The organism is Streptomyces sp. NPDC001002, from assembly GCF_053599215.1.
The window spans coordinates 32,466-46,404 of the sequence record NZ_JBSFLV010000011.1 but is presented as its reverse complement, the minus strand read 5'-3'; the positions used below and the strand labels follow the sequence as shown (position 1 = coordinate 46,404).

General features: G+C 69.1%; 13 protein-coding genes. 4 read left to right on the top strand and 9 right to left on the bottom strand.

Annotated elements, in window-relative coordinates; all coding sequences use genetic code 11:
- Window positions 1-174: 174 nt before the first annotated feature.
- From ACWDR3_RS08275 to ACWDR3_RS08260, 4 genes are all read right to left on the bottom strand, one after another.
- The gene (locus ACWDR3_RS08275; protein WP_450351652.1) at window positions 175-798 is read right to left on the bottom strand and encodes a hypothetical protein; all 624 of its coding nucleotides are present in this window, start codon (window positions 796-798) and stop codon (window positions 175-177) included.
- A complete protein-coding gene (locus ACWDR3_RS08270; protein ID WP_450351651.1) occupies window positions 795-1,406 on the bottom strand; it encodes an RNA polymerase sigma factor in 612 nt (203 codons plus the stop codon). Before ACWDR3_RS08270 ends, ACWDR3_RS08275 begins: the two co-directional genes overlap by 4 nt.
- A gap of 117 nt (window positions 1,407-1,523) precedes the next feature.
- The gene (locus tag ACWDR3_RS08265; protein ID WP_450351650.1) at window positions 1,524-2,246 is read right to left on the bottom strand and encodes a hypothetical protein; all 723 of its coding nucleotides are present in this window, start codon (window positions 2,244-2,246) and stop codon (window positions 1,524-1,526) included.
- A complete protein-coding gene (locus ACWDR3_RS08260; RefSeq protein WP_450351649.1) occupies window positions 2,243-2,995 on the bottom strand; it encodes a MerR family transcriptional regulator in 753 nt (250 codons plus the stop codon). Before ACWDR3_RS08260 ends, ACWDR3_RS08265 begins: the two co-directional genes overlap by 4 nt.
- 335 nt (window positions 2,996-3,330) lie before the next feature.
- Between ACWDR3_RS08260 and ACWDR3_RS08255 the strand changes: the two genes are divergently transcribed.
- Window positions 3,331-5,556 (top strand): MMPL family transporter, encoded by a 2,226-nt coding sequence (locus tag ACWDR3_RS08255; protein WP_450351648.1) that lies wholly within the window; start codon window positions 3,331-3,333, stop codon window positions 5,554-5,556.
- A 127-nt stretch (window positions 5,557-5,683) separates the two neighbouring features.
- Here ACWDR3_RS08255 and ACWDR3_RS08250 read toward each other — a convergent pair whose 3' ends face one another.
- Window positions 5,684-6,751: a DUF4331 family protein gene (locus tag ACWDR3_RS08250; RefSeq protein WP_450351647.1), complete on the bottom strand. Its 1,068-nt coding sequence runs from the start codon at window positions 6,749-6,751 to the stop codon at window positions 5,684-5,686.
- Between the two features lie 7 nt (window positions 6,752-6,758).
- On the bottom strand, window positions 6,759-7,343 hold the full coding sequence (locus tag ACWDR3_RS08245) for a hypothetical protein (RefSeq protein WP_450351646.1): 585 nt from the start codon (window positions 7,341-7,343) through the stop codon (window positions 6,759-6,761).
- Window positions 7,344-7,783: 440 nt separating this feature from the next.
- Between ACWDR3_RS08245 and ACWDR3_RS08240 the strand changes: the two genes are divergently transcribed.
- Window positions 7,784-8,866, top strand: coding sequence for a methyltransferase (locus ACWDR3_RS08240; protein WP_450351645.1), 1,083 nt, complete (start codon window positions 7,784-7,786; stop codon window positions 8,864-8,866).
- A 42-nt stretch (window positions 8,867-8,908) separates the two neighbouring features.
- Window positions 8,909-9,865 carry a GlxA family transcriptional regulator gene (locus ACWDR3_RS08235; protein WP_450351644.1) on the top strand — a complete coding sequence of 319 codons (957 nt, stop codon included), beginning with the start codon at window positions 8,909-8,911 and terminating at the stop codon, window positions 9,863-9,865.
- Window positions 9,866-10,009: 144 nt separating this feature from the next.
- On the opposite strand, the gene ACWDR3_RS08230 is transcribed toward ACWDR3_RS08235, so the two are convergent.
- Both ACWDR3_RS08230 and ACWDR3_RS08225 read right to left on the bottom strand, forming a co-directional pair.
- Window positions 10,010-10,834 (bottom strand): hypothetical protein, encoded by an 825-nt coding sequence (locus ACWDR3_RS08230; protein WP_450351643.1) that lies wholly within the window; start codon window positions 10,832-10,834, stop codon window positions 10,010-10,012.
- A 281-nt stretch (window positions 10,835-11,115) separates the two neighbouring features.
- Entirely contained in the window at window positions 11,116-12,354 is a 1,239-nt protein-coding gene (locus tag ACWDR3_RS08225; protein WP_450351642.1) for an NlpC/P60 family protein, read from the bottom strand.
- A 245-nt stretch (window positions 12,355-12,599) separates the two neighbouring features.
- Between ACWDR3_RS08225 and ACWDR3_RS08220 the strand changes: the two genes are divergently transcribed.
- Window positions 12,600-12,974: a hypothetical protein gene (locus ACWDR3_RS08220; protein WP_450351641.1), complete on the top strand. Its 375-nt coding sequence runs from the start codon at window positions 12,600-12,602 to the stop codon at window positions 12,972-12,974.
- 90 nt (window positions 12,975-13,064) lie between these two features.
- Here the strand turns inward: ACWDR3_RS08220 and ACWDR3_RS08215 are convergent, their stop codons facing one another.
- Entirely contained in the window at window positions 13,065-13,658 is a 594-nt protein-coding gene (locus ACWDR3_RS08215) for a hypothetical protein (RefSeq protein WP_450351640.1), read from the bottom strand.
- Window positions 13,659-13,939: the final 281 nt, after the last annotated feature.

The window sequence follows — 13,939 nt, the reverse complement described above, 5'->3', positions numbered from 1 at the left end:
CCATGAAACGCATCGCCTCCCACCTGCCGACTGCAGCGCTGGAAGGACTCCGTCTACCCGGCAACCCTTGGGTCACTCGGGCTCGGGCCGGCCGCGTGCGGCATGAGGGCGGTCCCGAGCACCGCGACGAGATCGCCGTGGTGCTCGGGACCCGGGGGGGGCGGAACCGTGGCGCTAGTTCACGATCGGGTCGACGAACTGCTCCCAGGTCTCTTCCGAGACCCAGTTCGCACCGCACGAGGGAATGGCACCGTCGCTATCGGCGGCCACGAGGTAATGCTGGCCGACCGTGAAGGTCAGATTCTCCGGGAAGTCGGGGTCATTGCTCACCAGAATGGTGCGCGAGCCACCACCGCGCAGCCAGTGATCGACGTGCAGGGTGATCAGCGGCCCCTTCACCGAGTCGACCGTCCCGTAGAAAAGGGTCGGGTAACCCGCCAGCTGGTCCGGAACAGGTGCCGCGCACTTTCCGCTGCCGTTCCCGGAGACGGTGAGATTCAGCTGCTTGACGGCCGAGGTCGCGTGACCGTTTCCGGAATTCGCCGTGATGCCCGCGGTGATACCACCCCCGAGGAGCAGCGCGGCAGCCGCCGCGATCCCGAAGAAACGCTGGCGCCCCCGTCCCGCGGAGATCCTCGCGGCGGAATTCGTGGCGTCGAAGTCGGTGTTTTCCGACGTTGCTACGGAGTTGTTCTTCATGGCAGCCTCCACAAGACGATTGATGTCGGGCAGCGGAGCTCGTGAGGTCGCTGCGGGATCCGCATCCCTCATTAGGGTCAGCAACTCGCTGTCATTCACTGACCGCTCCTTCCTTCACTCATCTTGTGTCCGGCGAGTTCGGCGTTCTTTCGCCCCGCCCGGAGCTGTTCGGCGATTTTCTTTTTCGCCCGATGCAGCCGCATGCTCACCGCGTTGGACGTCATTCCGGTCGCCTCCGCGATCTGCCGCGGCGCCAACTCCTCCCACGCCCACAGCCGTATCACCTCGCGATCCAGCTCCCCGAGTGCGTCCAGCGCGGCATGCAGGTCGCTGTGATCGGTGACCAGGGGCACGGGTGCCTGCGACACAGGTGCCTGTACAGGTACCTGGTGAACGCTCATCAACCGCTCCACCAGGCGGACCCTGCGGCCGTGCGCCCGGCGGGCGTTGGCCAGGCAGCCCCGCGCCACCCCGTAGCACCAGGGGAGCACCTCGTCGCGATCGGGCAGGGACCCGTTTCCGAGCCCGGGTACATGGTCGACGCGACGCCACAGCACCAGCATCGTCTCGGACAGGACGTCCTCGACCATGTCAGGGGCCGTTCGTCGCAGCAGATACCGGTGCAGGGGTTCGGTGACCACCTGCGCCAGTCCTTCGAAGCGTGCCCGTCGTCGCCGACGGGTCTCCTGTTCCGTGATGGATTCCACGCCCCGTCCGTGTCCGACACCGGCCGCGTCCTTTCAGCGGAGACGCGGGGCGCCGAACAGCGCCTGTCGGACAGGGACACGTACTCAGCCGCTGAACGGGCGCCCTGGCGTGGGTGGTTACGACCCCTTGGGCCGCGGGGCCGTTTCCAGGCCGGGCTCGGGCGTGGTTCGCGCTCGTGTGATCGCGTCGTAGAGCGCCTTCGGGTCGTCCGCGTGCAGCCTGATCCGGGTGACGAGGCGGGGTGTGCCGAGGAATGTCGGTGCGTCGACCGGCTCGGTGAGTTCGAGGGTGAGGGAGGTCTGCGAGCCGATGGGGAGGTTCAGCTCGCCGTCCTTCTTCTCGTGGGTGAAACGTGACTCGCGGCGGACGGACGCGATCCGGTCGAGCGGGAGGCGGAGGTCGACGTTGGCGGCCTGCCGGATGCGCAGGGTGTGGCCGGTGAGGGTGTGCGGCCGGGTGCGGGAGGCGGCGTGCAGGCCGAGGACGAACAGGACGGTGTAGACGTCGACGACCAGGAGGGCGGTGTGGACGACGGGCCAGCGGGCCAGGAGGAAGGACAGGGCGACGGTCTCGATCACGCAGGCGAACGTGAGGCCGTACATCATGCCTGCCTGGTCCCGGCCGTGCGTGAAGACGCCGTCCGCGCCCTCGGTGCCGTGCGGACGGCGGGCGACCCACCGGATCAGGCTCTCCATGATCCGACGCTCGTGCGCGAGGAACCGCAGCACATGTGAGGACGCGCGCTTGGGCGCGGCGGGCGGTGGCTGGGCGCCGGGAGGAGTGGCCGAAGGTGTGGCCGAAGGTGTGGCGGGAGACGCGGTCGGCGGGGTGGCGGTCATGGCGATGCCTCCTGTCGTTGCTCGACGAGTTCGAGTGCGCGGCGTACGGCCGCCGCCTGGGCCGGGGCCAGGTCCGCGAAGAGGATGTCGGCCAGGCTGCGGGCGCCCTCGCCGGGGACGTACGTCGTCGCCAGGCCGTCGGGCAGAAGGGCCTCCAGCGCGGCGGCGGCCCGGGTCACCCGCGGGTCGTCCGGCTCGTGGTCATCGAGGCCGTCCAGCAGTCCGTAGACCTCTTCGGCATGCCGACGCATGCCGTGCAGTGTCGCCATCAGCACGGCCCGGCTCTCCGGGGGTGCCGTGGCGTCGAGGAAGGCCAGGTGCTCGCGGTCCTTGGCGGCCATCGGTGAGTCGTCAATGTCTCCGAGTACGGCGAGCAGGTCGGTGAGTTCGGGCGACACCGGTCCGTCCGGGGACAGGGATCCGCTCTGGACCTGCGCCAGGAGCGGGGCCAGTCGCGTCCGCCGCTGCCGGGTCACGGTCTCCTGCCGTGCCAGGTCGGCGTCCAGTTCCTCCAGGACCTCGGTCAGGTCACAACCCTCGGTGTCCGCGAGGACGTCCCGTACTTCTTCGAGTCCGAGACCCAGGTCGGTCAACCCCCGGACCCGGGCGAGCAGGACGGCCTCCCGCATGCCGTAGTCGCGGTATCCGTTGCCTCGTCGTACGGGTTCCGGCAGCAGCCCGAGATGGTGGTAGTGCCGCACGGCCCGCGGGGTGACCCCGACCAGGGCGGCGACTTCGCTGATTCGCATGGCCCCAGTGGAATCCATGACGTCGCGTCAAGGTCAAGCGCGGGGCTCGTCGGCCGGCCCACCGGACCCGAGCACGGCGAGGGACCTGGAGGATCCGATTTGACCTTGACGCAACGTCACGGTTTGTACTGAATGCAGCCCGGCCCGAAGCGATCAACGAACCCACGGTCCGGTCATCCAACCCCGGTGCGGTCCGTGGCCCACTCTCATCCGCGGTCCCGCTGCCCCCTCCTGAGCGACGGCCTCCCTGCCGGGGCTTCCTGCCGGGGCTTCCTGCCGGGGCTTCCTGCCGGGGCTTCCTGCCGCCCGAAATCCCCATCCGATCGAGGTTCCACATGGCTACATTCCTCTACCGCCTCGGGCGGTACGCATTCCGGCGCCGCCCGTTCATCGCCCTGCTCTGGGTGGCCGTGCTCGTGGGTGTCGGTGTCGCGGCATCGTCCGCGCCCGCGGCGCCCGCCGACTCGTTCTCGATGCCCGGAACCGAGTCCCAGAAGGCGTTCGACCTGCTCGACGAGCGTTTCCCCGCGGCAGGCGCGGAGGGAGCGCAGGCACGCGTCGTCATCCGTGCCCCGCGGGGCGAGAAGATATCCGGCACCGAAGGCAGGGCCGAGGTCGAGAAGCTGGTCGAGGCCCTGGGCAGGGGCCCGCAGGTCGCCGGTGTCACGGATCCGTTCACGGCGGACGCGGTGAGCGAGGACGGTACGACCGCCTACGCCTCCGTCACCTACGAGGTCAACTCGATGGAGCTGACCGACAGGGCCCGTGCCGCGCTCACCGAGGCCACCGACGCCGCCCGGCACGCGGGCTACACCGTCGAGGCCGGCGGCGACGCGCTCATGGCCCAGCAGGAGATGAGCGGCTCCGCCGAGATGATCGGCATCGCGGTGGCCGCGGTCGTGCTGGTCCTGACCTTCGGCTCGCTGGTGGCCGCCGGTATGCCGCTGCTCTCCGCGATCATCGGTGTGGGCATCGGAACCACCGGCATCGCGGCTCTCGGCGCCGCACTCGATCTGTCCGCCACGACCTCGACGCTGGCCATGATGATCGGCCTGGCGGTCGCCATCGACTACGCCCTGTTCATCGTGTCCCGCTATCGCACGGAGATCGCCGAGGGCCGCGAGGCCGAGGACGCCGCGGGCCGCGCGGTCGGAACCGCGGGCTCGGCCGTCGTGTTCGCCGGCCTCACGGTGATCGTCGCGCTGTCCGGCCTCGCGGTCGTCGACATCCCCATGCTCACCAAGATGGGCCTGGCCGCCGCGGCCACGGTCGCCGTCGCCGTCCTGATCGCGCTCACCATGACCCCGGCGCTGCTGGGCTTCGCGGGAAAGAGGGCGCTACGTCGCAAGGATCGCGAGAATCCGGTCGCCGCCACCCACCGGACCGCGACCCCCAAACCGGAACTCGGCACCCGCTGGGCCGAGTTCGTGCTACGTCGCCCCCTGCTCGTGCTGATCACGACCGTCCTCGGCCTCGGAGTGATCGCCCTTCCGACCGCCGGCCTGCAACTCGGCCTGCCCGACGAGGGCAGCTCGGCACCCGCATCCACCCAACGCAAGGCCTACGACATGTTGTCGGAGTCCTTCGGCGCCGGCTTCAACGGCCCGCTGACGATCACCGTCGACACCGAGGGCGTCAAGGACGGGAGGGATGCCGCGAAGCAGGTTGTCAGGGAAATCTCCACCCTCGAACAGGCGGCAGCCGTCACCCCGGCGACCTTCAACGAGGCAGGTGACACCGCCGTCCTCACGGTCGTGCCCAGGACCGGGCCGAGCGACCACGCCACCGAGGAGCTGGTGAAGTCGATCCGCTCGCTCTCCGGTGACATCAAGGCCGACACCGGCGCGACCGTGCTGGTCACCGGCGTGACCGCGATGACCGTCGACTTCTCGCAGACCCTGGACGACGCGCTGCTGCCGTACCTGGTCCTGGTGGTCGGACTCGCCTTCCTCCTTCTCATGCTCGTCTTCCGTTCGGTGCTGGTCCCGCTGAAAGCGGCGCTCGGCTTCCTGCTCTCGGTGGGCGCGGCCCTCGGCGCCGTCGTCGCGGTCTTCCAGTGGGGTTGGCTCGCCGACGTTGTGGGCGTCGACCAGCCGGGCCCGATCATGAGCATGATGCCGATCTTCATGATCGGCGTGGTCTTCGGCCTGGCCATGGACTACGAGGTCTTCCTCGTCACACGGATGCGCGAGGCCTACGTACGGGGCGCATCGCCCGCGGAGGCCGTGACCACCGGCTTCACCCATGGCGGACGGGTCGTCTCGGCGGCCGCGATCATCATGATCAGCGTCTTCTCCGGCTTCGTCATGGAGGACGACCAGATGATCAAGATGATGGGCTTCGGCCTTGCGATCGCCGTCCTCTTCGACGCCTTCGTGGTCCGCATGGCCATCGTGCCCGCGGTCCTCGCCCTCCTCGGCGAGAAGGCCTGGTGGCTGCCCAGGTGGCTCGACCGCGTCCTCCCCGACGTGGACGTCGAGGGCGAGAAGCTGCACCAGCAACTCGACCGCACCGACGCCTCCGCCCGGCAGGAGCACGCCCCGACCCCGGCCGGCGTCTGACCACGTCGTGGACTGCCCGGGAACGCACGCAGGCTGAGCCGCCGTCCGTACGGTGGCTCAGCCTGCGTGCGTCACGGGGCGCAGATCACGCGGGCAAGGCCACGGACACCCTGAACTCCGGGACGGGTCAGGAGACCGGTGGCTCGGAGAGGTAAGGGAAGTGGTCCAGGAGCGGCCCGTGCTTGAGTCCCGAGGAGAAGTCCTGGTTCACGATCATCTTGATGATGTTGGACGCGATGTCCTCCCTGACGCCCTTGCCGTTGTGGAGGTCGCACCAGGGGTCCCAGTCGGCGACGGTGCCGGGTGTGAACGTGATGACGTTCGGGAGCAGTGCGTCTGCCGCCCACGCCCCGTACGCCCGCGCGGTGGGGAAGCGATGGGGACGGTCACCGTACGTTCCGCCGGCCTCGACGACCGCCGCGATGTTGTCCCTGACCTGGCCCCAGATCCCCGACGCGGCCTGGGTCGCCGGGTGGGCGGGCCTGCCCACGAGGTCGTCCGTGGGGACGGAGGCGTTGTAGTCGACGTGTGCCGAGCCGCCTGCGAAGTCGAAGAAGGTGGTCATGTTCGGCTCGGCGGCGCGCTGGAGCTGGGCCCAGGTGTTGTGGCCCTTGTCGAAGTACGCGGTGGTCGCCCAGTAGTGCACCCGGCCGCGGCCCGTCACCTCTACGGGCACCTCCAGCACGAGGGACCTGACGCTGGTGTTCGCGAAATCGTCGTGGGCGGGACGCAGCGCGTCGAAGTCGGGGAACGTGCCCGTCGCCAGTGCCTTCGCCGTCGCGACGGGGAACGGGATGAAGTTGTAGAACGGGTCACGGCGTTGCCCGGCGAAGAGCTTGATGCCGTGACGGCAGTCGACGACCTCCCCGACGGGGGCGTCAGGAGGCGTGATGACCGTGCCCGAGGCACTGCGGTCCGTGGCCGCCGCACCGGTGAGCTGCTCCACCTGAACGTACTGCGTGCCGTCGGAGCCGATCGGGAAGGTGGCGCGGTACGTGATGTCCTCGACGTGGTCCCCGTCGGTGTCGATCTTGAGCTCGTAGTAGCCCGCGGGGTTCCAGGGCTTGCCGTACGTCGGCGAGGTGTTCATCCCGAAGACCGTTCGGGGGCCATGGCGGTCGCCTGCCCCGGCGAAGCAGTAGGCGTCGCTGATGTCCAGCGTTTCGTCTTCGGGGTAGTCGAAGTGGTGGGACATGGTGCTCCTAGCGGATCCGGGTGGTGCGGGCGTACGGATTACGGGAGAACGGCTGCAGCGCGAGCGTGTAGAACCAGTTGCGGTAGGGAGCCTCGTTCGTGCCGCCGAACTCGCCGTACAGCCAGACGAAGGGCAGCTTCCCGGCATCCCAAGTCACGCGGTCGGACTGCCCGTTCGCGTGGAGGAGCTCGTACCACCCCTCGGTGAAGCCGCTCAGGATCGCGATACGGGTGGGGGCGCCGCGTTCGGGGACGGTCGACGCGTCGACCGTGGTGCCGTCGGTCGCCGTCACGTACGGCCACGCCGACCGGGCCGCGGCGAGGTGCGGACCGCTGTAGTAGTCCTGGACGGGAACGGCCTTGACGCCTTCGGGCAACACCAGACGGGTTCCCGGAGTGAGCAGTGGAGCGTTGTACCGCCGTTCCTGACCGCTCACCAGTTCATCAGTGACCGTCGGGACGCTGTCTCGCCGCGTTGCCGTGGCGGCCGACGCCGGAGAGGCCGCCGCGCCGAGACCGTACAGAACGGGAACGGCCGCAAGGCCTCCGAGGATGCCGCGCCGGCTCAGCGTTTCGCCAACCGCGCTGTCCACGTGCCTGGCTCCCGCACGCTTTCGGTTGCCTGTCGTGATGTTCACTCACGTTCCTCTCCTGCTGTGGTCGGAGGCAATGTTCGGAACCCCACGGACGCGGCTCGACTTCTCGTGAAATCCGAGATCGCGATGCAAAAGGGACACCGACTGCTCGGCGCCCCATGAATTTACGGTGACCACCCCTGACCGCGTCAGCAGCAGAAACGACAGAAGAAATAGCGTTGCCGTCATACGAGCGGGCGGAAATGGATTGGCAGGGTCGGACGAACACAGGTTCCGGGCCGTCCACCGCCACTGCCTGCGATGGAAGCCTGCGCCTATCAGAAGGGAGGAAGACCGCCGTGGCGAGCGCGGTGCGGCGGGCGCAGGGTTGGAATGACATCGATCGACCGCCGTACCGGACCCGTTTCCGAATGGCAGACCACGTTGAGGAGACTGCTTTGACCAGCGCACAACCGTCGCCGGCCCGCTCGGCGGAGGCTCAGGACCATGAGCGCATGATGGGCATGGTCACGGGCTTCTGGGTCACCCAGACGGTTCGGGCCGCAGCGTTGTACAACATCGCGGACCACCTCGCGGCCGGAGCCGACACCGCCGAAGCGATCGCCGAGGCGGAGTCCACCGATCCCGACGCGACCCGCCGACTGCTGCGCACCTGTGCCTCCTTGGGCCTGATGACCACGGAGGACGGGCATCACTTCACCGGCACGTCCCTGCTGAGCACACTGCGGCACGACGACCCCCGCTCGCTGCGGCATCTCGCCATCTCCCAGTCCGCGCCGGGGCATTGGCTGCCGTGGGGCAGATTCCCCGAAGCCGTCCGCACGGGTCGCCACCAAGTGACCGCGGCCCATGGGGAGGAGAGCATCTTCGACTACTTCTCCAAGCACCTCGACGAGGCGGCGTCCTTCACCGAGTCGATGAGCAACCTGTCCCGCGCGTCCGCCCTCGACATCGCCGAGGTGCTGGACACGAAGGGCGTCACTCTCGCCCTGGACATCGGGGGCGCGGGCGGTGACGTCATCCTGGCCATGATGCGGGCCAACCCCGAACTCGGCGGCGGGGTCCTCGACTTGCCCCACATCGTTCCCGCCGCCGCGGAAGCGGCCAAGGCCGAGGGAGTGGAGGGGCGCTTCACCGCGGTCGGCGGAGACTTCTTCGATTCCGTTCCGCCCGCGGACCTCTACGTACTCAAATACATCCTCCATGACTGGGACGACGCGAGCTGCGTCCGCCTGCTTCGGAACTGCCGGGCATCGCTGGCCGACGGCGGCCGTGTCGCCGTGGTCGACCACCTGGTCGACGAGGCCGGAAGGCCTGGGCTCGCCCCTCTGATGGATATGAACATGCTCGGCATGACAGGCGGCCGAGAACGCCAGATCACCGAATTCGACGCGCTGTTCACCGCGGCCGGTCTTCGTCGGGTGAAGGTGAGTACCGCCGGGGCATTCGCCGTCATCGAAGCCGAGCCCACCACCCCGAATTCATCGATGCGACACGGGACAACTGAATCCACCCGGTGACAATGCGCCGTTCAGAACATCACGGAGAAAAGAACTCCCACCATGCAAGTAGCAGTCGTCGTCTATGACGGGGTCTTCGACTCCGGGCTCGCAGCGATTCTCGACGTACTGAGCAACGCGAACGCGCTGGGCGGGCAGATCCACCACCCGCCGACGTGGGACGTGACCATGGTCGGTGCCGTCCCGTCCGTGCGGACCGGGGCCGGGCTCCTCGTGGCGCCCAGGCCGCTCGCCTACGCGGACACGGCGGACCTGCTGGTCGTGCCGGCACCGGCGGAGAGCGATCCTGCGGCGCTGCTCGACCATGTCGGCGGCGACGAGTCCCTGCCTGTCCGCGACCTGATCGCCCGAACCCGTGCCCGCGGTACGACCATCGCCTCCGCGTGCGCGGGCACCTTCCTCCTCGCCGAGACGGGCGTGCTCGACGGACTGCGCGCCACGACGACCTGGTGGCTGTCGCCCGTGTTCCGCAACAGGTATCCCAAAGTCCGGCTGGATCACAGCCGGATGGTCGTCGGCAGCGAGGGCATCACCACGGCCGGCGCCGCCTTCGGTCACGTCGACCTCGCCCTGGCCATCGTCCGGGCCGACAGCCCCGCGCTCTCCGACATCGTCGCCCGCTATCTCGTGGTCGACGAACGCCCGTCGCAGGCCGCGTACACCATCCCCAGCGCTCTGGCCCAGAGCGACCCCACCGTCACTGCCTTCGAACTCTGGGTCCGCGAGCATCTGACCGACGCCATCAACATCCCCGAGGCGGCCAAAGCCATCGGCGTCGGCGAGCGGACCCTGCAACGCGCCGTACAGCGCACCGTCGGGACATCTCCCATCCGGTTCGTCCAGGACCTGAGAATCGAACGCGCTTCCCACCTGCTGCGCTCCACCGACATGTCCCTTGAGACCATCGCCCGGAAGGTCGGCTACGAACACCCCAACACTCTGCGGGTACTCCTCCGCGAACGCACCGGCAAGACCACATCCGCCCTGCGCGGCAAGTGAGTCCCGTCCGGGCCACGTCTCGCTCCGCCGCCTCGACCGATGCACATCCGCCGTCCACGCGCCGGTCGGTCGGGATCGCCGCGCTGAGCAGGCTCCGCCTCCGTACCCAACGGCCCCGGCCCATGCCAGAGGCGGCGCGAGCACCTACCCCGCTCGCCGACCGGTCGGCGACGGAGGCGGAGAGGTGGTCGGGGTGGACTCGACGGCGTAGCCGTCGACGAGGGAGAAGGCGGCCACGTAGTGGTGCGCGGTGTAGGCGTCGCGGCTCACCTTGTCGGTCAAGAGGGGGTGCCAGGCAAGGTAGACGGTTCCGTCGGACGCGGACTTCTCCGGTCTGCCGTTGATCTGGATGTCGCCGGTCTCCGCGCTGGGCGTGCACGGAAGCTCCGCCACCGCCACGCGCAGCCGGACGCCGAGCCCGCCGTGCGGAAGGTCGGGCTTCTGCGCGGCCGGACCGTACGTCGTGGACAGGCAGGTCGGCTGCGAACCCGGGGGTTCGGTGCTCCCCCGCTGCGACGCGGCCGGTGACGGGTCACCCCCTGCCTGGCTCATCCAAGTCGCCATCCCGGTCAGCGGTTTCGGCGACGAACCCGAACTCGCCCACTCCTGCTCGGCCAACACCGCGTCGAGTTGACGGAGGCGCGCGTGGATGTCCCCGTCGAACGCGAGATAGAGGACGCTGCTGCGGACGCAGTTGATCGGCGCCCAGCGGGCCGGCCCGAAGAACGGGTTCCGGTCCTCCGTCCGGCAGGAGTCGGCCACCGATGTGCCGAGCGGAACACCCCAGGGCAGCGCCGACGTCAGGTTCGTCAGACGGGCGGAACTCGTCCGTGCCGCGGCCTCGCCGGCGGCCCGGGTGGTGGCGGAGTGCGCGAAGGCACCGACATCGGGCGGCGATGTGCGGTCCAAGACGCGGTGAATCTGCCACAACGCGAGGAGCGCCAACGCGCACACCACGGCCAGAACCATCACACATCCGCGTGCCGGCGCCCCCGCCCGATCATGTACCCCCGTCGGATGATCCATGTCCGAATGGTCGCGGGCCGACACCGGGATTGGGACAACAGACCGGTCTCCGTACGGTCTCACCAACCGGAACGGCCCCTCCCTCCAACGGAGTTGCCCGCTCTGGACGACGTAGGGCTCGGGTGACCTTCCACCTTCCCCATCAGGTGGTGTTCCGGTGGTGCTCCTGGCAGCCAGGAGCACCACTTCGTACCCGGGACCGACCGGCCTGACCGGCGACCGGGTCAGAACCAGCCGGTGCACTCGATGGCGCCGCCCGGGCCGTTCGTTCCGCAGGCCCTCATGAGGAGTCCGGCGTCGTTCCACTGGGTGGTGTACGCGTCGTTGCCGGTGGTGATGGTGGTGAAGCCGAGCATCGGGGACCAGGTACTGCCCCCGTCGGCGCTGCGGTCGACCCAGATCTCGTCGCCGGGCGCACCGCCGGTGATACGCCCCCAGGCGCACTGGGTGGTGGCGTTGTAGCGCAGTTCCACCGTGCGGCCGAAGACGGTGGTCGACCTGGCTGTCCAGGCGCCCGCGGAGTTGGGCTCGGTGCCGTCGCCGCACGAGGTGTTGTTCTCCGCGCCGGCCAGGGTGCCGCCGATCTCCGGGTAGTCGCCGCAGGACGGCACGTCCTTGAGCAGCGCCGGTCCCTGTACGAAGAGGTTGCTGACCCAGCTGTGGTAGTCCGGCAGGAACGACCAGACGTTGTTCACCATGCCGTCGACCGTGGACCGCTCCCCCACACGCTGGCACAGCACCCGCACCTTTACGGAAATGCCGTTGCCGTTCGCGAAGTTGATGCCGCTGCTCGTGTTCGAGTCCTGCCGCAGGTTGGGCTGGCCCCACGTCTTGTGGAAGGAGCCGCGGCCGTCCCAGGACCAGACCATCGGTGTCACGTCGGCATGCGGGCGCAACGCGCCCTGATAACGCTCCCACCGGGCACTGATGTCGTTGACCTGGATGTTCATGCCCGACTGCGGAGACTCGACCATCTTGCCGTTGCCGAGGTACAGCGCGACATGGGTAGGCCCGAAGCCCTCACGGCCGAAGTACATGATGTCGCCGGGACGCAGCACACCTGACCCCTGGGACTTGAGGAACTTGGTGTGCGCGTACCCCGGCGCCGCGAAGGTCGCCTGCGTGGTGCGCTCGGTGATGAGGTCCCGGCCGGTCGCCTTGTACCAGGCCCAGCGTACGAGGCCGATGCAGTCGAAGCTCCAGAGCTCCGGGTCGGCGTACGACTCCGGAGAGGTGCGGTCGATCTGGCCCTGGCTCGGACCCGGCACGCCCTGCGCGTGACCGCCGCCCCAGGCGTACTGCTGACCCACGTACCGGCACGCGACCTCGACGGCAGCCTCCGCCGCCGGGCTCGCGCCGGACTGGAGCGGCGCGCATCCCGCGGCGGCGGACGCCGGAGCGGCGGCGACGGCCGGCAGGCCGAGACTCACCACCGTCAGGATCACGACCACGAGGAGCCGCAACTCACGCCCCCATGAACGCCGTTCCCGACCTCCCGCTCCGAACGCCGTTCTTCCGCTTCTTCGGACGCTCCGGATTCCCTCGATCACAACTCCCCCTGGTCTGCGGTGGTTGGTCTCTCCCCATCCCGAACCTAGGGAGTCCACCTGTCCGGCGGTCCCTGACATCTGTCAGGACACGTCCGGCCGTGCCTTCCCTACGGTTTCGGTCATCCGAACGCAGACCCGCAGGAGAGGAAGAACCCGATATGCGCAGAACGCTGAGGCGCACCGCCGCCCTTGCCTTCGCGACCGTCACCGCGGCCGTGGTCGCGACGGGCACAGCTCAGGCCAAGCCGGCCGACGACTGGGCCGGTTGCCCGTACGGCGCGGTCTGCGTCTACCCGCAGAACCAGAACCCGGCCGTGTCGCCGAGCCACATCTACTGGACCTACGGCGCGCACAACCTCAGCAACCAGGTCGGCAACCACTGGGTGCTGAACAATCAGTACGACGGCGCGGTGGTCGAGCTGTGCCTCAGCTACAACGCGAACGACTGCACGTCCTCGATCGCGGCGGGCCACGGCGAGTACCGGGACCTGACGCCCATCAACTCGCTCCACCTGAGGGAGCACTACAACTAGGACTCACCACGGGGGAGATCCGAGCGACACCGAACGGCAGGAGCGGCTCCGGCCGTTCCTGCCGTTCGGTAACAGGCGCCGGGGCGGTGGTCAGGGTGCGGCGAGGGCGTTACGTGCGGCGTCGAGGAAGTCGGCGTGCGCCGTTTGGTACTGCCCCAGGGAGGCGTTCGCGTCGAGGGCGCGTTCCAAAGCCTCGGCAGAGGAGCCGACCGGATCAGGGCCTTCGAGCCGGACGAGGGTGAGTGCCTCGGCGACGGCGCTCAGAGCTGCACGGTAGCGGTCGCGGCAGCCGGCCGCCTCGGATGTGCCCAAGGCTTGCTGCCACTCAAGGCGACGTTGATGGCAAGCGTCGGTGGCGGCGAGGAAGGCAGCGTAGGCGGCCCGGCGCACCTCACGCTGCGCGGCAAGGTGCTGGGCGGTCAGCGTCTGTCGGGCGACGTCGAGTTGGGCATCGGCCTGCAGCCGTCCGGCCTCCCATGCGGCATCTGCCTGCCGGCGTCCCGCTTCCCAGGCCGCATCCGCCTGGCGCTGGCCGGCCGCCCAGGCCGCGTCCGCCTGCCGGATCGCCGCGTCGACCGTGCTCTGCGCCTGTTTCCGAGCGGCCGCCAACGTGAACCATCCTGTGACCCCACCGCCCGCGAGTGCACCGGCCACTGCCGAACCGGCGGCGATCCACGCCGTCATCACCGCATCCGACACAGAGCCCCCTGCCGTCCCGCCCGCTGCCTCACCGGTGCAGTGTGCCAGCCACCGAGAACGCCCGCGGCCAAAGCACCAGCACCGCACGGGGCCCGGCAATTTGGGCAGGGCCGCCACCCAGCGCGCACGCAGGCAAGCGGCGCGGCGACCGGGAATGAAGTGAACGACCCGATGCCCGTGGTGTGTTGGCACAGCATGTCTGCTGACGGTGGTGGTTGCCGATTCACCGGTAGGAGCATGAACACCGGTGGAGGCAGGACGGCTCG